The organism is Dermacoccus nishinomiyaensis (assembly GCF_900447535.1).
Taxonomy (GTDB): domain Bacteria; phylum Actinomycetota; class Actinomycetes; order Actinomycetales; family Dermatophilaceae; genus Dermacoccus; species Dermacoccus nishinomiyaensis.
In genome coordinates, this window is sequence record NZ_UFXX01000001.1 from 826,227 (window position 1) to 850,650 (window position 24,424).

20 protein-coding genes and 2 tRNA genes are annotated in these 24,424 nt (G+C 68.6%); 11 read left to right on the plus strand and 11 right to left on the minus strand.

All coding sequences use genetic code 11. The features are described 5' to 3' along the window. Window positions 1-392: 392 nt before the first annotated feature. Entirely contained in the window at window positions 393-1,088 is a 696-nt protein-coding gene (locus tag DYE07_RS03880; RefSeq protein ID WP_006944403.1) for an SDR family oxidoreductase, read from the plus strand. A gap of 37 nt (window positions 1,089-1,125) precedes the next feature. Here the strand turns inward: DYE07_RS03880 and DYE07_RS03885 are convergent, their stop codons facing one another. Beyond that, on the minus strand, window positions 1,126-1,620 hold the full coding sequence (locus DYE07_RS03885) for a DUF6584 family protein (protein WP_040014439.1): 495 nt from the start codon (window positions 1,618-1,620) through the stop codon (window positions 1,126-1,128). A gap of 264 nt (window positions 1,621-1,884) precedes the next feature. Then, window positions 1,885-2,472: a GAD-like domain-containing protein gene (locus DYE07_RS03890; protein WP_006944396.1), complete on the minus strand. Its 588-nt coding sequence runs from the start codon at window positions 2,470-2,472 to the stop codon at window positions 1,885-1,887. 176 nt (window positions 2,473-2,648) lie between these two features. On the opposite strand from DYE07_RS03890, the gene valS reads away from it, so the two are divergent. Then, window positions 2,649-5,363, plus strand: a complete 2,715-nt coding sequence (gene valS / locus DYE07_RS03895; RefSeq protein WP_115296388.1) for a valine--tRNA ligase — start codon at window positions 2,649-2,651, stop codon at window positions 5,361-5,363. A gap of 65 nt (window positions 5,364-5,428) precedes the next feature. Here the strand turns inward: valS and clpX are convergent, their stop codons facing one another. Further along, on the minus strand, window positions 5,429-6,670 hold the full coding sequence (clpX, locus tag DYE07_RS03900) for an ATP-dependent Clp protease ATP-binding subunit ClpX (protein ID WP_006944413.1): 1,242 nt from the start codon (window positions 6,668-6,670) through the stop codon (window positions 5,429-5,431). 243 nt (window positions 6,671-6,913) lie between these two features. On the opposite strand from clpX, the gene DYE07_RS03905 reads away from it, so the two are divergent. From DYE07_RS03905 to DYE07_RS03920, 4 genes are read left to right on the plus strand one after another with little or no spacing between them, the layout of a single operon-like run. Further along, window positions 6,914-7,864 (plus strand): carbohydrate ABC transporter permease, encoded by a 951-nt coding sequence (locus DYE07_RS03905; RefSeq protein ID WP_170957207.1) that lies wholly within the window; start codon window positions 6,914-6,916, stop codon window positions 7,862-7,864. Then, complete coding sequence (locus tag DYE07_RS03910) at window positions 7,861-8,799, plus strand: carbohydrate ABC transporter permease (RefSeq protein ID WP_006944415.1); 939 nt, start codon at window positions 7,861-7,863, stop codon at window positions 8,797-8,799. Before DYE07_RS03905 ends, DYE07_RS03910 begins: the two co-directional genes overlap by 4 nt. Window positions 8,800-8,839: 40 nt before the next feature. After that, window positions 8,840-10,156 carry an ABC transporter substrate-binding protein gene (locus DYE07_RS03915; protein ID WP_074041100.1) on the plus strand — a complete coding sequence of 439 codons (1,317 nt, stop codon included), beginning with the start codon at window positions 8,840-8,842 and terminating at the stop codon, window positions 10,154-10,156. 3 nt (window positions 10,157-10,159) lie between these two features. Beyond that, window positions 10,160-11,236, plus strand: coding sequence for an ABC transporter ATP-binding protein (locus DYE07_RS03920; protein ID WP_115296389.1), 1,077 nt, complete (start codon window positions 10,160-10,162; stop codon window positions 11,234-11,236). A 118-nt stretch (window positions 11,237-11,354) separates the two neighbouring features. Here the strand turns inward: DYE07_RS03920 and DYE07_RS03925 are convergent, their stop codons facing one another. The 5 genes from DYE07_RS03925 to DYE07_RS03945 all read right to left on the minus strand — a co-directional run bounded on the left by DYE07_RS03925 (window position 11,355) and on the right by DYE07_RS03945 (window position 14,891). After that, entirely contained in the window at window positions 11,355-12,020 is a 666-nt protein-coding gene (locus DYE07_RS03925; protein WP_006944395.1) for an ATP-dependent Clp protease proteolytic subunit, read from the minus strand. 23 nt (window positions 12,021-12,043) lie between these two features. Then, a complete protein-coding gene (locus DYE07_RS03930; RefSeq protein ID WP_038567538.1) occupies window positions 12,044-12,667 on the minus strand; it encodes an ATP-dependent Clp protease proteolytic subunit in 624 nt (207 codons plus the stop codon). A 238-nt stretch (window positions 12,668-12,905) separates the two neighbouring features. Beyond that, window positions 12,906-14,510 carry a trigger factor gene (gene tig, locus DYE07_RS03935; protein ID WP_074041098.1) on the minus strand — a complete coding sequence of 535 codons (1,605 nt, stop codon included), beginning with the start codon at window positions 14,508-14,510 and terminating at the stop codon, window positions 12,906-12,908. A 113-nt stretch (window positions 14,511-14,623) separates the two neighbouring features. After that, window positions 14,624-14,697, minus strand: a tRNA-Pro gene (locus DYE07_RS03940). A gap of 120 nt (window positions 14,698-14,817) precedes the next feature. Beyond that, window positions 14,818-14,891, minus strand: a tRNA-Gly gene (locus tag DYE07_RS03945). A gap of 231 nt (window positions 14,892-15,122) precedes the next feature. On the opposite strand from DYE07_RS03945, the gene DYE07_RS03950 reads away from it, so the two are divergent. After that, window positions 15,123-15,314, plus strand: a complete 192-nt coding sequence (locus DYE07_RS03950) for an antitoxin (protein WP_006945905.1) — start codon at window positions 15,123-15,125, stop codon at window positions 15,312-15,314. Window positions 15,315-15,428: 114 nt separating this feature from the next. Here DYE07_RS03950 and DYE07_RS03955 read toward each other — a convergent pair whose 3' ends face one another. From DYE07_RS03955 to DYE07_RS03965, 3 genes are all read right to left on the minus strand, one after another. After that, the gene (locus tag DYE07_RS03955; protein WP_062258277.1) at window positions 15,429-16,577 is read right to left on the minus strand and encodes a PP2C family protein-serine/threonine phosphatase; all 1,149 of its coding nucleotides are present in this window, start codon (window positions 16,575-16,577) and stop codon (window positions 15,429-15,431) included. Window positions 16,578-16,717: 140 nt separating this feature from the next. Beyond that, a complete protein-coding gene (locus tag DYE07_RS03960; RefSeq protein WP_006945927.1) occupies window positions 16,718-17,185 on the minus strand; it encodes a ribose-5-phosphate isomerase in 468 nt (155 codons plus the stop codon). 56 nt (window positions 17,186-17,241) lie between these two features. After that, window positions 17,242-17,892 (minus strand): mycothiol-dependent nitroreductase Rv2466c family protein, encoded by a 651-nt coding sequence (locus DYE07_RS03965; RefSeq protein ID WP_082740853.1) that lies wholly within the window; start codon window positions 17,890-17,892, stop codon window positions 17,242-17,244. Window positions 17,893-18,011: 119 nt separating this feature from the next. Here DYE07_RS03965 and pepN point away from each other — a divergent pair, with 119 nt between their 5' ends. From pepN to DYE07_RS03985, 4 genes are all read left to right on the plus strand, one after another. Continuing rightward, window positions 18,012-20,597 (plus strand): aminopeptidase N, encoded by a 2,586-nt coding sequence (gene pepN / locus DYE07_RS03970; RefSeq protein WP_040014777.1) that lies wholly within the window; start codon window positions 18,012-18,014, stop codon window positions 20,595-20,597. 264 nt (window positions 20,598-20,861) lie between these two features. Beyond that, window positions 20,862-21,947, plus strand: coding sequence for a mechanosensitive ion channel family protein (locus tag DYE07_RS03975; RefSeq protein WP_237723946.1), 1,086 nt, complete (start codon window positions 20,862-20,864; stop codon window positions 21,945-21,947). 73 nt (window positions 21,948-22,020) lie between these two features. Next, a complete protein-coding gene (locus tag DYE07_RS03980; RefSeq protein WP_006945874.1) occupies window positions 22,021-22,425 on the plus strand; it encodes a globin in 405 nt (134 codons plus the stop codon). 116 nt (window positions 22,426-22,541) lie between these two features. Continuing rightward, window positions 22,542-24,278 carry a glycoside hydrolase family 13 protein gene (locus tag DYE07_RS03985; RefSeq protein ID WP_115296390.1) on the plus strand — a complete coding sequence of 579 codons (1,737 nt, stop codon included), beginning with the start codon at window positions 22,542-22,544 and terminating at the stop codon, window positions 24,276-24,278. Window positions 24,279-24,424: the final 146 nt, after the last annotated feature.

Consider the following 24,424-nt stretch of genomic DNA (forward strand, 5'->3'; position numbering starts at 1 on the left):
TCGAACGTCGTTGCCACCATGTTACCCGCCGTGGCGGAGTGTTCGATCGCACGGGCAAGCCGGTGCCCCCGGCCTGTTGCCACCTGCCCCGGAGCGACTCGACGAGCCCGGACCAGCTGCACCAGTGGTGAGTCGGCCAGCCCGGGCCGACTGCATGAGTAATGTGCATCTGCACGACTTTCATGACGCACATTCCTCGTGCAGATGCACGATTCTCGGGCAGCTGAGAAACCGGCCGCTGCGGGCAGGATCTGTGGGGCCGGGAAGCGCAGCAACGGGCCCACCGAGCAGACGGAGCCGGGCCCGCCGCCAGGTCTTCGTTACCGTGAGTCCAGCCCCGCCGCCCTGCCGACCATGCCTGTCGACGGGCCCACCCTTTTGAGGAGAACATCATGACGTCTCGCCCCACCGTCCTCGTCACCGGCGGTACGCGCGGCATCGGCCGCGCCATCTGTGACGCCCTGGCCGCCGATCACGACCTCATCATCGGCGGCACGTCCGCCGACGCCGTGGCCGAGGCGTGTGCGCGATACGAGAACGCCCGGCCGTTCGTCGCGGATCTGGCGGACGAGGCCTCGACGACTCGCGCCGTCGAAGCTCTCGGATTGACGCGTCTCGACGGCGTCGTCCACTCCGCCGGTGTGCTCGGCAGCGGCGCGCTGACGGATCTGCGTCGTGACGACTGGCGCCGCACGTTCGAGATCAACGTCGTCGCCGTCGCCGATCTGACGCGGCTGCTCCTGCCCGCCCTGGAGGCGGCTCGCGGCACCGTCGTCGTCATCAACTCCGGTTCGGGGCTGACGGCGGGTGGCCCCGGCGGCGTCTACTCGGCGTCGAAGTTCGCAGCCCGCGCCCTCACGGACGCGATGCGAGAGGAGCTGCGCCCGAGGGGGATCCGCGTCTCGTCCGTGCACCCGGGGCGGGTGGCGACCGACATGCAGGTCGAGCTCAATTCCTTCGAGGGCCGCGAGTACGACGAGGCGAACTACCTGCGGCCCGAGTCGGTCGCGAGCGCCGCCCGCCTCGCCCTCACGGCGACGCCGGACGCGAACGTCGACATGATCTCCGTCCGCCCCGGCCCGCGATGAATCACCTGAGCGACACCATGGGCACGCGTGTCCCTGGTCAGTGCAGCACCCACTGAGAGAAACTCCACGCGCCCCACAGCATGAGGAAGAGGCTCCACGAAGTGACCAGCACGATCGTCAATCCGCACCCGATGTCTCCGGCGCGTTCACGCCAGCCGGCTGTGTAGCCCTCCTGCGGGGCCCGATCCCCGTGCCATCGCCGCGGCTCGCCCGCCTCGACACGCAACTGCGCAACCTGCGGCGCCGTGGACACCATGCGAACCCGTCTGGGGATGCTGCGCCACTGCGCCGCAGGCCCTCCGCGGAAGGTCCGCCACGCGGCAATTGCTTCTCGCGCCACTTCGTCGTCGCGCCCCAGGACGAAGAGCAGCGCGCCCGCCGCGGGCAGATCCCCCATCTCGAGGTGCACCTGCGCGAGCAGCGCGATGACCTCGTCGTCGGGCGACTCCACGAGATAACTCGTCAAGCGCTGACGAGCCATCCAGAGGCGGCCTTGCGCAATGTCGCCGCGGGCTCGGTCGAGGGCGGTCATGGCCCTGATGATGCCCTACCGGCGGGCCGACGCACGACCCCATTCTCAGCGCGTCATTCCACCGTCACCGACTTGGCGAGGTTGCGGGGCTTGTCGACGTCGTGCCCGAGCACCTGCACGTCACTCGCTCAGCGCTGGCGCGCCATTCGCCCGGTATGACAAAACACGCCCCACTTCCATTGAAGTGGGGCGTGCTTTGTCGATCCTCACCGAGGTGGGTGTTCGGGGCTCCCGCAGGTCAGCGCATGACCACAGGCTGGCGAATCAGCGCTGACGCTGCTCGCGCACCATGCGGTGCGTCAGGAGGGCGTGCTGGACGCCGTCACCCTTCGTCAGTGCGTCGGGGCTGACGGTGCCGCCGAGCGGCAGCATCGGCGTGAACGAGTAGAGCTCGCCCTCACCGAGCAGCCCCAGCTTGGTGCGCGCACCCTGGTGCGGTCCGCGCAGGTCCGCGAGGTGCGACGACGGCCCGACGAGGTGCTCGGCGAAGAACTCGTCGGCCGACTCTGCAACGACGAGGTTGGTCAGGAAGTGCGGGTCGAGGCACTGCACGCGGCCGTCCTCGTCGAGGTGGTAGACGTGGCCGAAGCTCGTGACGGCGAACGGGATGCTCGCGACACCGACACCGAACCACTCCTGCAGCACGGGCGTCCACACGGCGGGGTCGACGAGCTGCAGCTCCTGCTTGCCGTACCAGCCGATGCCGTGGTCGCGGTACAGCGCGAGCAGAGACTGCGGCAGCCGGTCGGCCGCGTACTCGACGAACGCGGGCCCCACGGGGGTGACGTCGCTCGGTGCGAAACGCGCGACGAAGGGCTCGATCGCGGCGGCGCCGCGCGGCGTGGCGTTCATGTTCGTGTGCTCCCTCGTCCGAGCGACGTCTCGCCCTGATTCTCCTGCGCGCCCGGCATGTGGGCGCGTCGTCGGCCATCTGCTCATAGCCTAGGCCCCCGCCCCGGCGTTGTCGCACCGAGCCCGCCTCGTCGCCGCCGGTCGCACCAGTGCGTCAGGCATGGAAAAATGACCCCATGACTTCCGACACCACCCCAGCCCAGCAGACGCCGCCCGGCGCCCGCACGATGCCCGACAAGCCCACCGTCGACGGCCTCGAGGACGTCTGGGGTCAGGTATGGAAGGAACGCGGCACGTACATGTTCGACCGTGAACGCGCCCTGCAGCTGCCGCGCGAGCAGGTTTTCGCCATCGACACTCCCCCGCCGACGGCGTCGGGCAGCCTGCACGTCGGGCACGTGTTCAGCTACACCCACACCGACTGCATGGCGCGCTACCAGCGCATGCAGGGGCGCGAGGTCTTCTACCCGATCGGCTGGGACGACAACGGCCTGCCGACGGAGCGTCGCGTCCAGAACTACTACGGCGTGCGCGGCGACGCGACGAAGCCCTACATCGAGAACTACACCCCGCCACTCGAGGGCGCCGAGGGCAAGAGCGTCAAGGCCGCCGACCAGCAGCCGATCGGGCGCAAGAACTTCATCGAGCTGTGCGACGTGCTCACCGTCAAGGACGAGGAGACGTTCGAGGCACTCTTCCGCCGTCTCGGCATCAGTGTCGACTGGAACGTGCAGTACCGCACGATCGACGAGCGTTCGCGCGCCGTCGCGCAGCAGGCGTTCCTGCGCAACCTGAAGCGCGGCGAGGCCTACCAGCAGGAGGCACCGGGGCTGTGGGACGTCACGTTCCAGACGGCCGTCGCCCAGGCTGAGCTCGAGGCACGCGACTACCCGGGCGCCTATCACCGCGTCGCCTTCCACACGAGCGACGGCGAGAACGTCTACATCGAGACGACCCGCCCCGAACTGCTGCCCGCCTGCGTCGCCCTCATCGCCCACCCCGACGACGAGCGCTACCAGCCGCTGTTCGGCACGAACGTCAAGAGCCCGCTGTTCGACGTCGAGATCCCCGTCCTCGCGCACCCGAGCGCCGAGATGGACAAGGGCGCCGGCATCGCCATGTGCTGCACCTTCGGTGACCTCACCGACGTCCAGTGGTGGCGCGAGCTGCAGCTGCCGACGCGCTCGATCATCACGCGCAACGGCCGCATCACGGGCGAGGTGCCCGAGTGGATCGCGGGCGGCCCGGGCGAGCAGCTGTTCGCCGACGAGCTCGCGACGAAGACGACGTTCACCGCACGCGAGAACGTCGTCAAGGCGCTCATCGCCTCCGGTGACCTCGACGGTGAGCCGAAGAAGACGCAGCGCAAGGCCAACTTCTTCGAGAAGGGCGACAAGCCCCTCGAGATCGTGACGAGCCGCCAGTGGTACATCCGCAACGGTGGCCGTGACAAGGATCTGCAGTCGGCGCTCGTCGCACGCGGCAACGAGATCGACTGGCACCCCGCGTTCATGCAGAGCCGCTACACGAACTGGATCGAGGGCCTCAACGGCGACTGGCTCATCAGCCGTCAGCGTTTCTTCGGCGTCCCGTTCCCGATCTGGTACCCGCTGGACGCGAACGGCGAGGCCGACTACGACAACCCGATCGTGCCCGACGAGTCCGAGCTGCCGATCGACCCGCAGGGCCAGGCGCCGAAGGGCTACGACGAGAGCCAGCGCGGCCGGGCCGGCGGGTTCATCGCCGACCCCGACGTCATGGACACGTGGGCGACGTCGTCGCTCTCCCCGCAGATCGCGACGGGCTGGCCGATCGCCGACGGCACCGCGCACAAGAGCGACCCCGAGCTGTTCGACAAGATCTTCCCGATGGACATGCGCCCCCAGGGCCACGACATCATCCGCACCTGGCTGTTCGCGACGGTCGTGCGCGCGCATCACGAGAACGACACCGTGCCGTGGAAGAACACCGCCATCTCCGGCTGGATCCTCGACCCCGACCGCAAGAAGATGTCGAAGTCGAAGGGCAATGCGCAGACACCGGAGGACGTCGTCAGGGAGTTCGGCGCCGATGCCGTGCGCTACTGGGCCGCCTCGGGCCGCCTCGGGACGGATGCCGCCTACGACACGGGCCAGATGAAGGTCGGCCGTCGCCTCGCGATGAAGGTGCTCAACGCCTCCAAGTTCGCGCTCATGACGCCTCCGGTGACGCCCGATGCCGACGCCGCACCGACGATCGAGGCGCTGCTGCCGCACGTCACGCAGCCTCTCGACGTCTCGCTGCTGACGGCCCTGCGCGACGTCGTCGAGAACGCGACGAAGAGCTTCGAGACGTGGGACTACACGCGTTCGCTCGAGTTGACGGAGACGTTCTTCTGGGCGTTCTGCGACGACTACATCGAGCTCGTCAAGGAGCGCGCCAACAACCGTGACGGTGCGTTCGACGAGGCCGAGTCGGCGTCGGCGCGTGCCGCCGTCCGCATCGCGCTCGACGTCCTGCTGCGCCTGTTCGCGCCGTTCCTGCCGTACGCCACCGAAGAGGTGTGGTCGTGGCAGCACGCCAAGTCGGTGCACCGCGCCACCTGGCCGACGCGCGACGAGCTCGCGTCCCTGCCCGACGGTGACCCGCTCGTCCTCACCGCCGTGTCTCAGGCTCTCGCCGGTGTGCGCCGCGCGAAGTCAGAGGCCAAGCTCGGCATGCGCGCCGAGGTGACGGCGATGACGCTCGCCGGCCCGGCGGCGGCCCTCGCCGCCGCAACCAAGGGTGAAGCCGACCTGCGCGCAGCCGGTCGCATCAGCGCCATGACGAGCGTCGAGGAGGAGACGGAGAACGGCGTCCTGCTCGTGCGCGACACCGAGCTGCTCGCTCCCCCGCCGAAGGTCAAGAACTGACGAACGACTGAGAGCCGCGACCTGCCCGGCAGGATCGCGGCTCTCAGTGCGTCAGGACGCGCGCGTCAGGCAGCGCGACGTCGCACGATCGTCGGGGTGATGCGGTCGAGCACGACCTCGCGCGTGATGACGACCTTGTCGATGTCGTCCTCGCTCGGCACGTCGAACATGACGGGCAGCAGGACCTCTTCGAGGATGGCGCGCAACCCGCGCGCGCCGGTGCCGCGGCTCATCGCCTGCTCGGCGACGGCGTCGAGGGCGTCGGGCGTGAACTCGAGCTGCACACCGTCGATCTCGAACATGCGCTTGTACTGCTTGACGAGTGCGTTCTTCGGCTCGGTGAGGATGCTCACCATGCCCTCGCGATCGAGCGGCTCGACGGTCGTGATGACGGGCAGGCGGCCGATGAACTCGGGGATGAGACCGAACTTCATGAGGTCTTCGGGCTGCACGTCGGTCATCGACGCATCCCCACCGGCGGGCAGGTGCAGCTGCGAGCCGAAGCCGAGCCCCTTCTTGCCCTTGCGGTCCTCGATGATCTTCTCCAGGCCCGCGAACGCGCCACCGACGATGAACAGCACGTTCGTCGTGTCGATCTGGATGAACTCCTGATGCGGGTGCTTGCGCCCGCCCTGCGGCGGCACCGACGCGGCCGTCCCCTCGAGGATCTTGAGCAGCGCCTGCTGCACGCCCTCACCGGAGACGTCACGCGTGATCGACGGGTTCTCGCTCTTGCGCGCCACCTTGTCGATCTCGTCGATGTAGATGATGCCGGTCTCGGCGCGCTTGATGTCGAAATCACTCGCCTGGAGCAGCTTGAGCAGGATGTTCTCGACGTCCTCACCGACGTAGCCGGCCTCCGTCAGCGCCGTCGCGTCGGCGATGGCGAACGGGACGTTGAGCATGCGCGCCATCGTCTGCGCGAGGTAGGTCTTGCCGCAGCCCGTGGGGCCGATGAGCAGGATGTTCGACTTCGCGATCTCGACCGGATCCTTCGACCCCGACGCCTCGGCGGCCTGGACGCGCTTGTAGTGGTTGTAGACGGCGACGGCGAGCGAGCGCTTCGCCGCGTCCTGTCCGATGACGTACTCACGCAGGAAGTCGAAGATCTCGCGCGGCTTCGGCAGCTTCTCGAGGCCGATGTCGACCGAGTCGGTCAGCTCTTCCTCGATGATTTCGTTGCACAGGTCGATGCACTCGTCGCAGATGTAGACGCCCGGGCCGGCGATGAGCTTCTTGACCGACTTCTGGCTCTTGCCACAGAACGAGCACTTGAGCAGGTCGCCGCTCTCTCCCACGCGTGCCATCCGTCATCCCTTCGTCGAGCGACCCGCCGCGAGACGGGTGTGCGTACCCGACGACGGTAGTCGACGGGGCCCTCGCTGCCCCTCATTGAATCCCGCGTGGCGGGCGCCGGCCAAGGCTGTTCGCGCTGGGCGCAACGGACGCGGAGTCCCCGCACGCCTCGCGTCGCGAATCACTCTCAAATGGACACACGACCAACACCTGTTGTTCATTTCCAGGACACCTTGCCAGGACAACCTTTGCGCGTGCTCGAAGACCCCCCCACGCTCTCGCCGCAGGCGCACCCGCCCGCGCCCCTCGGCCCCCCGCCGCCACGCCGCGGCCGGCCCGTCGGTGAATGGTTGACGGCGGCAGCGCTGCTGCTGCCCAACCTCGCGCTGTTGGCCGTGTTCACCTACCGACCACTGATCGACAACATCCGGTTGTCGTTCACCGACTGGACGCTGTCGGCGCCGACGCTCAACTACATCGGTCTGCAGAACTACTCGACGTGGCTGCACGACGCCAACGCGCACCAGGTGCTGCGCAACACCGCCATCTTCACCGTCGCGACGGTCGGGTTGTCGATGATGATCGGTCTCGGGCTCGCGCTGCTGCTCGATCGTCAGCTGCGCGGTCGCAACCTCGTGCGCTCGGCGATCTTCGCGCCGTTCGTCCTGTCCGGCACCGCTGTCGGCCTCGCGTTCCAGTTCGTCTTCGACCCGCACTTCGGTCTGCTCTCCGACCTCGCGCACCGCGTCGGGCTCAGCGTCCCGGACTTCTACCAGGATCCGAACTGGGCCCTCGTCATGGTGACGCTCACGTATGTGTGGAAGAACATCGGCTACACGTTCGTCATCTACCTCGCCGCGCTGCAGGGTCGCCGCACCGACCTCGACGAGGCCGCGGAGATCGACGGCGCGTCGTCATGGCGTCGCTTCACCAAGGTGCTGCTACCGCAGCTGCGCCCGACGACGTTCTTCCTGTCGATCACGGTGCTGCTCAACTCGGTCCAGGTCTTCGACATCATCCAGATCATGACGCGCGGTGGCCCCCAGGGCTACGGCACGTCGACGCTCGTCTACCAGGTGTACCAGGAGACGTTCGTCAACCAGCGCGCCGGCTACGGCGCCACGATCGCGACCATCATGTTCCTCATCCTGCTCGTCGTGACGGTCGTGCAGGTGCGGGTCATGGACAAGGAGCAGAAGGCATGAGCACCGCAGCCCCGCAGGAGAACGCCGCTGCGGCCACGCCGAAGCGGTCGGGTTCCTCCCCGTTCCGACGACGCCCCCGCGAGGAGGCGCACAGCAACGAGGTCCTCGACCACGGCGGGTTGCCGATGACGATCGCCGGTTACGCCGCGATGATGATCGCGTTCGCGATCGTCGCGATCCCGCTGTACTGGATCTTCATGACGTCGATCAAGCACCGCAGCGACATCTACACGACGCCCGCCGTCTGGTTCCCGCACTCGGTCACGGGTGAGGGTTACAAGACCGCGACGCAGTCGATCCCCTTCTGGGACTTCTTCCGCAACTCGGTCATCGTCACCGTCATCCTGTCGCTCGCCAAGATCGTCCTCGGTGTCATGAGCGCCTACGCCCTGAGCCTCATCCGCTTCCCCGGGCGCAACCTCGTGTTCATCGTCGTCATCGCGGCGCTCATGGTGCCGAACCAGATCACCGTGATCTCGAACTACGCCCTCGTCAGCCAGCTCGGCTGGCGCAACACCTACCAGGGCATCATCCTGCCGTTGGCGGGCGTCGCGTTCGGCACGTTCCTCATGCGCAACCAGTTCCTGTCGATCCCCAGCGAGATCATCGAGGCCGCGCGCATGGACGGGGCCGGGCCGATGAAGCTGCTGCGCAAGGTCGTCATGCCGATGTCGTGGCCGACCCTCATCGCGTTCTCCATCATCACCGTCGTCAACGAGTGGAACGAGTACCTGTGGCCGTTCCTCATGTCCGACGACCAGCGCACCGGCACCCTGCCGGTCGGCCTCACCCAGTTGCAGAACAACGAGGGCATCACGGACTGGGGCCCTGTCATGGCCGCCACGATGCTCGCCATGCTCCCCGTTCTCGCCCTGTTCCTCGTCCTGCAGCGCCACATGATCAAGGGCCTCACGGCCGGCGCCGTCAAGGGCTGACCCTCTCCCCCACGCTTCACCCAGACGAAGGAAGAAACTCATGTCCACACTCTCGCGCCGCAACCTCTTCGGCCTGACGGCTGGTGCCGTCGTCACCGCAGGCCTCAGCGCCTGCGCCGGCTCCGGCGGCTCCTCCAGCGGTGGTAACAACGGTGGCGGCGACTCGAACACGATCGAGTTCTGGAGCAACCACCCCGGCAAGTCGAAGGCGACCGAGCAGAAGCTCATCGCCGAGTTCGAGAAGGCCAACCCGAACCTCAAGGTCAAGCTCGTCGACGCCGGCAAGAGCTACCCCGACGTCGCGCAGAAGTTCAACGCGGCCCTGTCCGGCGGCAGCCTGCCCGACGTCGTCATCGTCTCCGACACGACGTGGTTCAACTTCGCCCTCAACGACCGTCTGGCCGACATGTCGGCCCTGACGTCCGAGAACAAGCTCTCGACGGACGACTACGTCAAGGGCCTGTACGACGACTACAAGTACGAGGACAAGCACTACGCCCTGCCGTACTCGCGCTCGACGGTCATCTTCTACTACAACAAGGACGCCTGGAAGAAGGCCGGTCTGCCGGACCGTGCGCCGACCTCGTGGGACGAGTTCGAGCAGTGGGCGCCCAAGCTGCAGTCGGCCATGGGCTCGGGCAAGAAGGCCATCGTCCTGGACGACGGCTCCGACTACCTCGACTGGACGTTCCAGTCCATCGCGTGGAGCTACGGCGGCGGCTACTCGAAGGACTGGACGCCCACCATGGCGTCCGAGGGCACCGTCAAGGCCGCCACGAAGATCCAGGGGTGGGCCAAGAAGGGCTGGATGCAGACGTCGAAGGACAGCCAGGCCGACTTCGCCTCGGGCATCGGCGCCTGCGCCATCGAGTCGACCGGTGGCCTCGCCGGCGTCATCAAGGACGCAAGCTTCAAGGTCGGCATCGGCTTCCTGCCCGCGCCGGGCGGCATCAAGACCGTGCCGACGGGTGGCGCCGGCCTCGCGGTGCCGAAGGGCATCTCCGCCGAGCGTCAGAAGAACGCCGTGAAGTTCATCGAGTTCATGACGAACAAGGACAACACGATCACCTTCTCCCAGGCGACCGGGTACCTGCCGGTGCGCACCTCCGCCATGGACGACGCGAAGGAGAAGGCGTACCTCGAGAAGAACCCCGAATACGCCGTCGCCGTCAAGCAGCTGCCGAAGGCCCGCCCCCAGGACAACGTCCGCGTGTTCCTGCCCGGCGGTGGCATCGACATCGGTACCTCGCTCGACAAGATCATCGCCGGCTCGGACGTCAAGTCGACGCTCGAGGCGCTCGACAAGGCGCTGCAGGCGAAGTACGACTCCCAGATCAAGCCCAAGCTGAAGAAGTAATTCATGGCATCCGTCACCTTCGACGAGGCCACCCGCCTGCACAAGGGTGCGCCCCGTCCCTCCGTCAACAAGGTCACGCTCGACATCGCCGACGGGGAGTTCCTCGTCCTCGTCGGCCCGTCGGGCTGCGGCAAGTCGACGACGCTCCGCATGCTCGCCGGCCTCGAACCGGTCGACGAGGGCCGCATCCTCATCGACGGCCACGACCAGGCCGGCGTGCGTCCCCGTGATCGCGACGTCGCGATGGTCTTTCAAAGCTACGCGCTCTACCCGACCATGACGGCACGTCAGAACATGGCGTTCGCGCTCGAGAACGCAGGCACCTCGAAGGCGGACATCAACGCCCGCGTCGAGGAGGCGGCGAAGATCCTCGAGCTCGAGCCCCTCCTCGACCGCAAGCCGGGCGCGATGTCGGGTGGCCAGCGTCAGCGTGTCGCCATGGGTCGCGCGATCGTGCGCCAGCCCAAGGTGTTCTGCATGGACGAGCCGCTGTCGAACCTCGACGCCAAGCTGCGCGTCTCGACGCGTGCGCAGATCGCGGCGCTGCAGCGACGCCTCGGCGTCACGACCGTCTACGTCACGCACGACCAGGTCGAGGCGATGACGATGGGTCACCGTGTCGCGGTGCTCAAGGACGGCATCTTGCAGCAGTGCGACACCCCGGAGGAGCTGTACGAACGGCCGCGCAACACGTTCGTCGCAGGCTTCATCGGTTCGCCGTCGATCAGCCTCATGGACGCCGCGCTCACCGGCGGTGACGCGACGTTCCACGGCATGCGGGTGTCGTTGTCGCGCGACATCAAGGCGACGTCGGATCGCGTGACGATCGGGGTGCGCCCCGAGGCGTTCGTCGTCGCGCAGCCCGGTGAGGCGGGTGCGCTCGAGCTCGAGGTCGAACTCGTCGAGACGCTCGGCTCGGAGGCGTTCGTCTACGGTCGCCCCGCGGGCGAGCCTGACGGCCCCCGCATCGGCACGCGCGTCGACAAGCGCGTGCGCCCGACGCAGGGTGACCGGTTCGCGGTGAAGCCTTTGGCCGGCCACGTCCACGTCTTCGACACGGAGACCGGCGAGCGGCTGTGACACCCGGGCCGCTCCCCCGCCGCGGGTGATGCCGACGTGACGAATGTGCCCGCCCCTTCCACACGGAAGGAGCGGGCACATTCGTCGTGGCGGGTCAGGCCCGGTGGGCCCGGAGCCGTCAGCTCTCCAGCGACGCCTTGCGGCTCGTCAGCACCTCGTCGATGAGGCCGTACTCCTTGGCCATCTCGGCGGTGAGGATCTTGTCGCGGTCGATGTCGGCACGCACCTGCTCGATCGAGCGGCCGGAGTGCTTCGCGAGGGTCTCCTCGAGCCACTCACGCATGCGCATGATCTCGTTGGCCTGGATCTCGACGTCGGAGGCCTGGCCGCCCGAGCCCTCCATCGCCGGCTGGTGGATGAGCACGCGCGCGTTCGGCAGCGCGTACCGCTTGCCGGGCGCGCCGGCGCCGAGCAGGACGGCGGCGGCCGAGGCAGCCTGTCCCAGGACGAACGTGTGCACGTCCGGGCGGATGTACTGCATCGTGTCGTAGATCGCCGTCAGCGCGGTGAACGAGCCACCGGGGCTGTTGATGTACATGACGATGTCGCGGTCCGGATCCTGCGACTCGAGCACGATGAGCTGCGCGATGATGTCGTCGGCCGACGCGTCGTCGACCTGGACGCCGAGGAAGATGATGCGGTCCTCGAACAGCTTCGTGTACGGGTCGAGGCGCTTCGTGCCGTACGAGGTGCGCTCTTCGAACTGGGGCAGGATGTAGCGGCTCGTCGGCATCGGCGCGGTGACGCCGCCCATCGGGTGGCCCATGGAGCTGTGGGTGTTCATGAAGGTCTCCTTCGTGGGCGAGATCAGTGGTCGGACGACTCGGAGAATGCCGCAGCGTCCCCGGTCGCGTCCTTGGTGGCGTCCTGCGAACGCTCGAAGACGTGGTCGACGAAGCCGTACTCCTTGGCCTCGGCCGCGGTGAACCAGCGGTCGCGGTCGGAGTCGGCCGAGATCTTCTCGACCGGCTGGCCCGTGTGCTCGGCGATGAGCTCGGCCATCTGCTTCTTGATGTGCAGCAGCTGCTCGGCCTGCGTCTTCACGTCGGAGGCCGTGCCCTGGATGCCGCCGAGCGGCTGGTGCATCATGATGCGCGCGTGCGGCGTCGCGTAGCGCTTGCCCTTGGCGCCGGCGGACAGCAGGAACTGACCCATCGACGCGGCCAGACCCATCGCGACGGTGCACACGTCGTTCGGCACCCACTGCATCGTGTCGAAGATGGCCATGCCGGCCGTCACCGAACCACCGGGCGAGTTGATGTAGAGCCAGATGTCCTTCTCCGGGTCCTCTGCGGCGAGCAGCAGCAGCTGCGCGCAGATGGCGTTCGCATTGTCGTCGCGAACATCCGAACCGAGGAAGATGATGCGCTCCTTGAGGAGCCGGTTGTAGATCTGGTCGTCGAGGCCGGCGGCCATCTGCGGGCCTGCCATGACCACGTCCGAGGACTGGGCATTCGTCAAGGGATCACTCCGTTCCGAATCTGCCACCCCGAGCGGGTGACATCACGCTTGAACTCTTCACTGACCCTAACGCGCGGGCCCGAGCGTTTCGTCCCCGTCTCGGGGCTTGTTCGCCGTCAGCGCAAGGCTCGACGTTCGCCTGGGCCCGGACGCGACGAAGGGCCGCCCGATTGCTCGCGCGGCCCTCGTCTCAGACGTCAGTGACGACTCACTCGCCGTCGACAGCCTTCTTGGCCGTCTTCTTCGCAGCGGTCTTCTTGGCGGCGGTCTTCGTCGCCGTCTTCTTCGCAGCCGTCTTCTTGGCGGCTGCCTTCTTGGCCGGCTTCTCCGCGGCCTCAGCGGAGTCGGCGTCAGTGGCCTCGGCAGGGGCGGCGACCTTCTTCGTTGCCGTCTTCTTCGACGCGGCCTTCTTGGTCGTCGTCTTCTTCGCGGCAGCCTTCTTGGCGGGCTTGTCCGCAGCGTCGGCGTCGGCGTCCTCGGAGGCGACCGGAGTGGCGTTCTCACCGTCGGCGGCGTCGGCGGCCTGCGCCTCGTCCTCGTCATCGCCGGTGTCGACGGCGGCGTTCAGGTCGACGACGTTGCCCGCCGTGTCCTTGACCGTGGCGGACTCGAGAACGGTGGCGAGCGCCTTGCGGCGAGCGACCTCACCCATGATGGCGGGCACCTGGCCCTGCGCGTCGAGCGCCTGCGCGAACGTGTTCGGGTCCATGCCGTACTGCTGCGCCGACATGATGAGGTACTCGATCAGCTCGTCCTGGCCGACCTGGATCTCGTGCTTCTCGACGATCTCGTCGAGCAGGAGCTGCGTCGCGACCTGCTGACGCGTCGATTCGGTGACCTCGGCGCGGTGCTCGTCATCGTCGAGACGGTTCTCGCCCTCGAGGTGGTTCGTCACCTCTTCGGTGACGATGGACTCGGGCACCGGGATGTCGAGCTGCTCGAGGAGGACCTCGAGGACCTTGTCGCGGGCCTGGACGCCCTGCTCGAAGCGCTTGGTGCGCTCGACCTCGGCGCGCAGGTCGGCCTTGAGCTCGTCGATCGTGTCGAACGACGACGCCAGCTGGGCGAACTCGTCGTCGAGCTCGGGCAGCTCACGGACCTTGACCGACTCGACCTTGACGGTGCACTCGGCGTTCTCGCCCTCGTGCTCACCGCCGGCGAGCGGCGAGGTGAACGTCGCCTCCTCGCCGGCCTTGAGGCCCGTCAGCGCCTCGTCGAGACCGTCGAGCATCGTGCCCGAGCCGATCTCGTAGGAGACACCGGAGACCGCGTCGATCTCGTTGCCGTCGATCGTGGCCGACAGGTCGATCGTGACGAAGTCGCCCTTCTTGGCCTTGCGTTCGACCGACTCGAGCGTGCCGAAACGCTCGCGCAGCTCGGCGATGCGCTCGTCGATGTCGGCGTCGGAGACCTCGATCGGCTCGACCTCGACCTCGAGCGTGTCGAACGCCGGGAGCGTGATCTCGGGGCGGATGTCGACCTCGGCGGTGAAGCTCAGGCCCGCGCCGTCCTCGAGCGGGAACTCGGTGATGTCGACCTCGGGCTGGCCGAGGACCTTGACGTCGTTCTCGACAATCGCGTTCGTGTACAGCTCCGGAAGCGCCTCGTTGACGGCTTCCTGGATGACGGCCGCGCGGCCGAAACGCTGCTCGATGAGCTTCGCGGGAACCTTGCCCTTGCGGAAACCGGGGATCTGAACCTGCGAGCCGATGGTCGTGTAGGCCTTCTCGATGCTCGGCTTCAGTTCGTCGGCCGTGACGTCAACGGTGAGCTTGACCCGGGTCGGGGTTAGGTTTTCGACAGCGCTCTTCATCAGCGGTGCACTCCAGTCGATCGGTGATGGTGGGCGCGCCCGCACTGGCCGGCCGATCATCGGCCCTGCCTGCGGCGCGGCGCACTCCTCTTACTCGTCGTTCATGCTAACGGTCGGGGTGACAGGATTCGAACCTGCGGCCTTCCGCTCCCAAAGCGGACGCGCTACCAAGCTGCGCCACACCCCGTCAGCCCCGCTCACCAGAGGCGAGGCGGGCCGCTCCGCGCGCGCCGTCCTGCTGCGATCGCGCCGGGGCGCGCTCTCGCAAGACGAACGGCGGCCCCCGCGGGAGCCGCCGTCGCGGTGCTGGAGCGGGCGACGAGAATCGAACTCGCGTGATCAGTTTGGAAGACTGAGGCTCTACCATTGAGCTACGCCCGCACGTTTCTCGGACACATTACCCGAACACGCCGTGACGCCCCAATCCGCGGGGGCTGACCTAGCCCGCCGCCGTCGCCCCCGTGCTCGCGCGAAGCGCCGCCGACGGTCGTCTTGGCCACCGAGACGTTCGCCAACGAACGATGCCGGCGGTCTCGACGCCGCCCCCGCGCATGTGCTTCGGTGAAGATGAGTCCGGTTCGCCGGAGCACTTCCATTCGCAGGAGGCACATCATGGGCATTTTCGACAGCGCCAAGGACAAGGCCAGCGAGTTCGCCCAGGACAACCCCGACAAGCTCGACCAGGGCGTCGAGAAGGCCGGCGACTTCGCCGACGACAAGACGGGCGGCCAGCACGCCGACCAGATCGACAAGGGCCAGGACTTCGCGAACGAGAAACTCGACGGCGCCTTCGGCGGCGAGTGAGCTGCCTCCGTTGAACGCTGACGGCGCCGCTCCCCGGTGGGGGGCGGCGCCGTTCGTCGTTCAAGCAGGATAGGTCGATCGGGCAGATGCACTCGCTCAGAAGGGCGCGCTCACTCAGACGGACGCGGTTCCGCGCGCGTGGCGCGATTCGGACGACTCAGGCACGGGCCGCCAGATGACGACAACGGAGCGATCGTCCTGCCCCCCGGTGCGCGCCGAGGCCTCGCAGATGCGCTGGGCCGCCCCCTCCGGGCCGGCGCTGATGGCCCGTTGCGCGAGGCCGAGCATCTGCTGCGTCCCGGCCGCGAGGTCGCCGTCAGGGCCCTCGACGACGCCGTCGGTGTAGAGGAGCAGGACATCGCCGGGCTCGAGCACCCCGCCGGCGCGCGCGTAGTCCTGCGGCCCCTGGTCGAACAACCCGAGCAGCAGACCGGCCGCGCCGGTGATCATCTCCCAGCGGCGCGTGCCCGCGTGATAATGCGCGGCGCTCGGGTGACCGGCCGTACCGACGCAGTACTGGCCGTCCTCGACGTTGATCGAGACGTGGATGGCGGAGGCGAACCCGTCGCGCCAGCCCTGGCGGATGAGGTAGCGGTTCGCGCCGGGAAGAAAATCCTCCGGGCGCGTCTCCCCCAGCAACCCTGCGAGGGCGCCGGAGAGCAGCAGCGCACGCATCCCGGCAGACGGGCCGTGCCCGGAGACGTCGGTGAGGGCGAGGTGCAGGTGGTCGTCGCGTCGGGCGGCGACGACGAAGTCACCGCTGAAGGCATCCCCGCGTGAGGGCATGACACAGTGCTCGACGCGCATCCCGTCCGGCATCTCGGGTGGCAGGGCCTGGGTGTCGAGCCGCTGGCGCAGATCCTTGAGCATGCTCGAGCCGACCGAGAGCGGCACACCCATCGTGAAGCGCTGACGGTTCGCGAACGCGACGATGCCGACGATGAGGGCGAGAGCCACCGCGACGGACCACTGCGTCGGCGCGTCGGACCAGGTGATCGCGGCCGTCGTCACATAGCCCGTCAGGACGATGGCGATGGCGAGCGCCAGGCGACGCCCCGACAACAGGAACGCTGCGGCGACGATGAGCGGGATGAAGACCGCATGCGACATCGTCGGCGTGAGCGCGATGGCGGCGGCACAGACGATCGCGGTGAGCAGCGCGAACGCGACGACGACGCTGTGCGGCTTGGAGATCGGAGTGGCCACGGCACGCTGCACCGACTGACGCAGGCGCGTCTGTTCGCGTTGAGCCTCCAGAACCACGCGCGCCAGCCTATAGGGGTTGCCTCACGCGCACCAGGGGTGGTGGAGCATGCACCTGCGTGGGTGACAGGCTCCACCGACCCGGGCCGACGGCCCGTCACACGGCGAGAAGATCGCGCCGGGCGGGCCGTTCGAAGGCCTCAGTCCTCGGAGGGCAGCGTGCCGTCCCGTTCGTACTTCTCGACCATCGCGAGGCGGCGCGCGTGACGCTCGACGCCCGCGTACGGCGTCTCGATGAAGGTGCGGGCGATCTGCTTGGCCTCGTCGATCGAGACGAAGCGACCACCGATCGACAGGATCTGCGCACCGTTGTGCTCGCGTGCGAGAGAGGCGAACTCGGGCGTCAGGCACAGCGCGGCACGGATGCCCTTGACCTTGTTGGCCGCCATCTGCTCGCCGTTGCCGGACCCGCCGAGAACGATGCCGAGCGAGCCCTCGTCGTCACGCACGCCCTCGGCGGCACGCAGGACGTAGACCGGGTAGTCGTCCTCGGCGTCGTACTCGCTCGGGCCGTGGTTGATGACCTCGTGACCCTGCTCGGTCAGGTAGGTCAGCAGGGCCTGCTGGGTCTCGAAAGCTGCGTGGTCGCCACCGATGTGAATGCGCATGTGTGCTCGTCCTTGTCGCGAAGATATGGCCTGAGGGGCAGTGGTGGTGCGGAGGGTCAGCTGAAGTCGGGGCCGACGTCGCGGCTGCGCTTGAGTTCGTAGAAACCGGGCGTGCCCGCGACGAGGAGGCAGCCGTCCCACAGGCGCCCGGCGTCCTCACCCTTGGGCGCCGGCGTCACGACCGGGCCGAAGAACGCGGTGCCGCCGAACGCGACGACGGGGGTGCCGACGTCCGTGCCGACGAGGTCGGTCGCGCGCTTGTGCGCGGCCCGCAGGGCGACGTCGACATCGTCGCCGGGCACGTTGGTCGCCGCGTCGACGAGCTCCGGCTCGAGACCGCACTCGGCGAGCGACTCCACGAGCACGCGCCGCACGCTCTCGGCGTCACGCGGGTCGGCGCCGCCGGGGTGGAAGCGGGTGCCGATCGCGTCGTAGAGCGGCTTGACGACGTCGTCGCCGTGCGCCTGTTGCGCCGCGATGACCAGGCGTGCGGGCGCCCACGCCTGTTCGAGGAAGGCCCGGTAATCATCGGGCAGGTCGCGGCCCTCGTTGAGGACGGCGAGGCTCATGACGCGCCAGGTGACGCGCACGTCACGCACCTTCTCGACCTCCATGAGCCAGCGGGACGTCATCCACGCCCACGGGCACATCGGGTCGAAGAACATCTCGACGGTAGGGGCTGCGGACTCGGGCTGATTTTCGCTCACCGTCCCATCCTGCCACCTCGAGCGCTCGTGCAAGGATGGGCAGCACCGCCCGAACGGCTGTGGCGCACACCACTTCGCGCACCGCCGTTCCTCAACCCTGCTGGAAGGACACCACTGACGTGAACGGGGCCAACCTCACCCGCGACGACGCGCAGACCCGCGGCGAGAACATCACCGTCGACTCCTACGCCGTCACCCTCGACCTCACCACCGGCCCGACGACGTTCGCGACGTCGAGCGTCGTGCGCTTCAGCGCGCAGCCCGGCAGCGAGACATGGCTCGATTTCCTGGGCGAGTCCGTCAGCCGCGTCGTCGTCAACGGCGAGGAGCGTGACGTCGACTGGAACGGGGCGCGCATCCGCCTCACCGATCTCGCCGCCGAGAACGAGGTGCGCGTCGACGCCGTCGGCGTCTACATGAACACCGGTGAGGGCCTGCACCGCTTCGTCGACCCCGCCGACGACGAGGTCTACCTCTACTCGCAGTTCGAGGTGCCGGACGCGCGACGCATGTACCCCGTCTTCGAACAGCCCGACCTCAAGGCGACGTTCCAGTTCACCGTCACGGCGCCCGCGCGCTGGCAGGTGCTGTCGAACGAGACGACGCCGGAGCCGAAGCCCGCGACGCAGACCTACACGGGTCCGAACGGGGTGAGCGAGCCGGCCGCGACGTGGGAGTTCGCCCCCACCGCCCGCATCTCCTGCTACGTCACCGCGCTCGTCGCGGGCCCCTACGAGGCGTACCGCGACAGCGTCGAGACGCGCGCCGGCACCATCCCTCTCGGCGTGTTCTGCCGCAAGTCGCTCGCTCCGCACATGGACGCCGACGAGATCTTCGACATCACCAAGCGTGGCTTCGCGTTCTTCGAGAACGAGTTCGACCAGCCCTACCCGTTCACCAAGTACGACCAGATCTTCACGCCGGAATACAACGCGGGCGCGATGGAGAACGTCGGCTGCGTGACGTTCTCCGAGATCTACGTCTTCCGCGCCAAGGTCTCGGAGGCCGTCGTCGAGCGCCGTGCGCTGACGGTGCTGCACGAGCTCGCGCACATGTGGTTCGGCGACCTCGTCACGATGAAGTGGTGGAACGACCTGTGGCTCAACGAGTCGTTCGCCGAGTGGGCCTCGACGACGGCGCAGGCCGAGGCGACTCGTTGGGAATCGGCGTGGACGACGTTCGGCACGTCCGAGAAGGCGTGGGCCTACCGTCAGGACCAGCTGAGCTCGACGCACCCCATCGTCGCCCCGATCCGCGACCTCGCCGACGTGGAGGTCAACTTCGACGGCATCACGTACGCCAAGGGCGCTTCGGTGCTCAAGCAGCTCGTCGCCTACGTCGGGCGTGAGCCGTTCACCGCCGGTCTGCGCGCTTACTTCGCGCGCTATGCGTGGCAGAACACGACGCTGCCGCAGCTGCTCGCCGAGCTCGAGACGACGAGCGGACGCGACCTCACGCAGTGGTCGAAGCTGTGGCTCGAGACCGCCGGCGTCAACACGCTGCGCCCGATCGTCGAGACCGACGACGACGGCCGCATGACGAGCGTCGTCATCGAGCAGAGCGCCGCCGACGACTACCCCACGCTGCGTCCGCACCGCCTCGCCGTCGGCTGCTACATGCTGCGTGACGGCGCCCTGACGCGCACCGCGCGCGTCGAGCTCGACGTCGACGGTGAGCGCACCGAGGTGAGCGAGCTCGTCGGCACGCCGCAACCCGACCTGCTGCTCGTCAACGACGACGACCTCGCCTACGCGAAGATCCGTCTCGATGCGCGCAGCCTCGCCACGGCCATCGCCCACCCGCGCGCGTTCACGGATTCGCTGCCGCGCGCCCTCGTGCTCGGCGCCGCCTGGGACATGACGCGCGATGCGGAGATGTCGGCGCGCGACTTCATCGACATGGCCCTCGCGACGCTGCCGGGCGAGAGTGACTCGACGCTGCTGCGCACCCTGCTCGGGCAGCTGACGACCGCCGCGCGCACGTACACGGCACCGGAGCACCGCGACGACGTCGTCGCCCTCGTGGCCCGCACTCTGCGCGGTCTGCTGCTGTCGGCCGAGCCCGGCTCCGATGCGCAGCTCCAGCTCGCGCAGGCGTTCACGTCGTTCGCCGCGAGCGCCGACGACCTCGCGTTCGTCCGCGGCCTGTTCGAGGGCTCGTCCGTGCTCGACGGTCTCGCCCTCGACACCGAGATGCGCTGGACGCTGCTCACGAGCCTCGTCGCCGGTGGCGTGCTCGGCGAGCTCGAGATCGCGGCCGAACTCGAGCGGGACAACACCGCGACCGGCGCTGAGCGCGCCGCGCGTGCCCGGGCGGCGATGCCGACGGCCGAGGCGAAGGCCGCGGCGTGGGCGTCCGTCGTCGACTCCGACGCGCTCGCGAACCAGACGATCGCCGAGACCGCCGCGGGCTTCGGGCACGTGCACGACGAGGCACTGCTCGAGCCGTACGTCGAGCGCTACTTCGAGATGGCCGAGGGCTACTGGGCCTCGCGCACGCACCACATCGCGGAGCTGACGATCGGGTCGTTCTTCCCGTTCACCCTCGCCGGGCCCCAGCTGCTCGCGCAGGCCAACACCTGGCTCGACGCCCACCGTGACGCCCCGGCCGGTCTCGTGCGCACCGTTGCCGAGAACCGCGACACCGTGGCGCGCGCCGTCGAGGCTCAGCGCTTCGACGCACAGGCGGCGCGACAGCACGGCTGAGCCCGCCGCGACGGGCGGTGATGCGCGCGAGCCGTGAGTGCTCGTGCTTCCCGCGTCGTGATGCACGTGATGCGGCCCGGGACGGTTTCGATCGTCCCGGGCCGCATCGTGTGTGCCATCGCGACGCAGCTGCGCCGGCGGCAGTGATCTCGCAGAGCCCGGGGAGCCTGGGCTCTGCGAGACTCTCGCTTCACGTGGGGCGGCAGCGAATCGGCCCACGTCGGTCGTTCGAGACGAGCTGGGCGCGGGTGATTGGATGACGGCATGTCATCGATTCCCCTGAGCCTCGTCCCACTGCGCACGTCGACGATGGGCGATCTGTGGCACCACGTCGGTGGCACTCCGGTGCAGGTGGTCATCATCGTCGTCGCGGCCGTCGCGGTGCGTTGGCTCGCCCACCGCGCGATCTCGCGGGCCGTCGAGGCGATGATCGCCCGCCCCCGCTCGACGCGTTCTGGGCAGGACGAGACACGTGGGGCCACTGACGAGGCCGGTCAGCAGACGGGCGCCGCCGCCCCTTCCGCCCAGGCGCCAGAAGGCGCGGGCGACGCTGCGGGAGAGGCGGAAGGCGCTGCGGGGAGCACCGCCGTCAGCGCGGGCGACCTGCTCGCTCCGACCCGCGCCCGGTTGCGTGCCGCCGCAGGTCTCGACGACGAGCGTCGCCGTCAGCGCGCCGCGACGATGGGGTCATTGCTGCGCTCGATCACGACGGTGGCGGTCGTCGTCGTCGCGACGCTGACGATCGCCGCGCAGTGCGGCATCCAGCTCGGCCCGATCATGGCGAGCGCCGGAGTCGCGGGCGTCGCGCTCGGCTTCGGCGCGCAGTCGCTCATCAAGGACTACCTGTCGGGCATCTTCATGATCTTCGAGGATCAGTACGGCGTCGGTGACGTCATCGACACCGGCGAGGCGATCGGAACCGTCGAGGAGGTGACGCTGCGCATCACGCGGCTGCGCGACGCGAACGGTGTCGTCTGGTACGTCCGAAACGGTGAGATCGTGCGCGTCGCCAACCGTTCGCAGGGATGGTCGACGTCGCTCGTCGACATCCCGGTCGCCTACGACTCGGACATCCACACCGTCACCCATGTGCTCGAGGGCGTCGTCGACGCGCTCGAGGCCGACCCCGAGTGGAGCGAGAAGCTGATCGAGCGCCCGAACGTCGCGGGTGTCGAATCGGTGGCGGGCGGCACGATGACGTTCCGCATCATCGCGAAGACGGCGCCGAACGAGAACTTCGGCGTGAGCCGCGAACTGCGCCGACGCAGCGTCATCGCGCTCGAGGACGCAGGCGTCAAGGGCCCGCCGGCCCAGCCGTTCGCCGCCGTCAACACCGCCCTGCCGAGGTGAGGCCGACCTCGGCACCGATGAAGGGACCTCCGGCCACGCGACGGCCGTGGCGCGCGGGTGAAAGACTGGACGCATGAGTGAGCCGACGCTGTACGACCGCATGGGCGGCCACGCCACGTTTCACCGTCTCGTCGAGGTGTTCTACGACGGCGTGGCGCAGGACGCGACGCTGCGAGCGATGTACCCCGAGGCCGATCTCGAGCCCGCGAAGCGCCGTTTCGAGATGTTCCTCGAACAGTACTGGGGCGGCCCGACGACGTACTCGGCCGAGCGCGGCCACCCGCGCCTTCGGATGCGACACATGCCGTTCGCCGTCACCCCCGAGCAGCGCGACCGCTGGCTGACGCACATCATGGCGGCGTGCGACGACGTCGCCCTGGAACCGGAGCTCGACCGCCTGCTGCGCGACTACCTCGTGCGCGCGGCCTACAGCCTCGTCAACACCCCCGGGCCGGAGCCGGAGCACCCGGTTCGCTGACGCGCCGCCGTCACCGAGTCGAACGGCTCGGGCAGCGATGGGCCTGTCGGGCCCCTCTCGGCCGCGGGTGATGCGGACGGTTTCGTCCCAGCGCCCGTGGTTGGCAGACTGGGGCGGTGAGTGAACAGACTTCGTGGATCAAGCAGACCTCAGCGACGCACGTCGGCCTCGGCGGCCAGGAATGGTGGCGTACGTCCGCCGTCTACCAGGTGTATCCGCGCTCGTGGGCCGATTCGAACGGTGACGGTGTCGGCGACCTGCCCGGCATCACCGCCAAGCTGCCCTACCTGCGCGACCTCGGCGTCGACGCGCTGTGGATCTCGCCGTTCTACATCTCCCCGATGGCCGACGCGGGCTACGACGTCGCCGACTACCGCGACATCGACCCGCTGTTCGGCACCCTCGCCGACGCCGACAAGCTGATCGCCCGCGCGCACGAGCTCGACCTGCGCGTCATCGTCGACCTCGTGCCGAACCACTCCTCCGACGAGCACGAGTGGTTCAAGGCGGCCCTCGCGGCCGGCCCTGGTTCGCCGGAGCGCGAGCGCTACCTGTTCCGCGACGGCAAGGGCGAGAACGGTGAACTGCCGCCGAACGACTGGCAGGCGATCTTCGGCGGCAACGCGTGGACGCGCGTCAGCGACGCCGACGGCAACCCCGAGCAGTGGTACCTGCACCTGTTCGACCCCAAGCAGCCGGACTTCAACTGGAACAACCCCGAGGTCCGCGACGAGTTCGTCTCGATCCTGACGTTCTGGCTCGACCGCGGTGTCGACGGCTTCCGCGTCGACGTCGCGCACAGCCTGATCAAGGCCGACGGGCTGCCCGATCACGCGGCGCACGCGCAGATGGCCGGCACCGGCGATGCGAGCCACGACAACGGCGGCCCGATGTGGGATCAGGAGGGCGTGCACGAGATTTACCGCGCGTGGCGCGAGTTGCTCGACTCCTACAACCCGCGCGACACCGAGGGTTACGACTCCGCCGCCGACCGCGCGATGTGCGCCGAGGCGTGGGTCAGCCCGCCCGAGCGCCTCGCCCGCTACGTGCGCCCGGACGAGTTCCACCAGGCGTTCAACTTCGCCTTCCTCGAGACACCGTGGCGTGCCGCCGACCTGCACGAGAGCATCACGTCGTCGTACCGCTCGAACGACTCCGTCGGCGCACCGACGACGTGGGTCCTGAGCAACCACGACGTCGTGCGTCACGCCACTCGTCTTGCGCTGCCCGTCGGGCAGCCGCGCCCCAACGGCATCCGCGCCGAAGACCCGCAGCCCGACGCGGCACTCGGCCTGCGTCGCGCCCTCGCGGCGACGGCACTCGAGCTGGCACTGCCCGGCGGCGCCTACCTGTACCAGGGTGAGGAACTCGGCCTGCCCGACCACACGACGATGCCCGACGAGGCGCGTCAGGACCCGACGTGGGAGCGCTCCGAGCACACCGAGGCCGGCCGTGACGGCTGCCGCGTGCCGATGCCGTGGGTCAAGGACGCGCCGTCGTTCGGGTTCGGCCCGTCGGAGGCGACGTGGCTGCCGCAGCCCGAGGTCTACGGTGACCTCGCCGTCGACCAGCAGGACGGCGTGGCCGGTTCGACGCTCGAGTTCTACCGCCGCATGCTGCGCGAGCGTCACGCCCGCGAACTGGGCTCCGGCTCTCTCACGTGGGTCGAGGGTGCCGGCGACGACGTCCTGGCGTTCGTCAACAGCCGTGACGGCCACGAGGACCTGTGGGTCGTCACGAACTTCGGTGAGCCGGTCGCCCTGCCCGACGACGCGTTCGTCGTCCTGAGCAGCGGTGAGGCCGACAGCCTCACCGTCGAACGCGACGTGACGGTCTGGTTCACGCGAGCCTGATCGAGGCCCACCCGGTCGCAGCGCGACGCGATGATGGCGGGTAACTCACGCGTAGTCGCGTCACGAGGCGCCTACCTGTGAGTTACCCGCCATCGTGCGTCGACGGTAGCCGGAGCTGTCGTGTGTGCGTCCTGGCATGACGCGTG

Bases quoted from the DNA above. Each gene is read 5' to 3' on its own strand.
- DYE07_RS03880 (WP_006944403.1), top strand. From the start codon at position 393: ATGACGTCTCGCCCCACCGTCCTCGTCACCGGCGGTACGCGCGGCATC.
- DYE07_RS03885 (WP_040014439.1), bottom strand. From the start codon at position 1,620: ATGACCGCCCTCGACCGAGCCCGCGGCGACATTGCGCAAGGCCGCCTC.
- DYE07_RS03890 (WP_006944396.1), bottom strand. From the start codon at position 2,472: ATGAACGCCACGCCGCGCGGCGCCGCCGCGATCGAGCCCTTCGTCGCG.
- valS (WP_115296388.1), top strand. From the start codon at position 2,649: ATGACTTCCGACACCACCCCAGCCCAGCAGACGCCGCCCGGCGCCCGC.
- clpX (WP_006944413.1), bottom strand. From the start codon at position 6,670: ATGGCACGCGTGGGAGAGAGCGGCGACCTGCTCAAGTGCTCGTTCTGT.
- DYE07_RS03910 (WP_006944415.1), top strand. From the start codon at position 7,861: ATGAGCACCGCAGCCCCGCAGGAGAACGCCGCTGCGGCCACGCCGAAG.
- DYE07_RS03915 (WP_074041100.1), top strand. From the start codon at position 8,840: ATGTCCACACTCTCGCGCCGCAACCTCTTCGGCCTGACGGCTGGTGCC.
- DYE07_RS03920 (WP_115296389.1), top strand. From the start codon at position 10,160: ATGGCATCCGTCACCTTCGACGAGGCCACCCGCCTGCACAAGGGTGCG.
- DYE07_RS03925 (WP_006944395.1), bottom strand. From the start codon at position 12,020: ATGAACACCCACAGCTCCATGGGCCACCCGATGGGCGGCGTCACCGCG.
- DYE07_RS03930 (WP_038567538.1), bottom strand. From the start codon at position 12,667: ATGGCAGGCCCGCAGATGGCCGCCGGCCTCGACGACCAGATCTACAAC.
- tig (WP_074041098.1), bottom strand. From the start codon at position 14,510: ATGAAGAGCGCTGTCGAAAACCTAACCCCGACCCGGGTCAAGCTCACC.
- DYE07_RS03950 (WP_006945905.1), top strand. From the start codon at position 15,123: ATGGGCATTTTCGACAGCGCCAAGGACAAGGCCAGCGAGTTCGCCCAG.
- DYE07_RS03960 (WP_006945927.1), bottom strand. From the start codon at position 17,185: ATGCGCATTCACATCGGTGGCGACCACGCAGCTTTCGAGACCCAGCAG.
- DYE07_RS03975 (WP_237723946.1), top strand. From the start codon at position 20,862: ATGTCATCGATTCCCCTGAGCCTCGTCCCACTGCGCACGTCGACGATG.
- DYE07_RS03980 (WP_006945874.1), top strand. From the start codon at position 22,021: ATGAGTGAGCCGACGCTGTACGACCGCATGGGCGGCCACGCCACGTTT.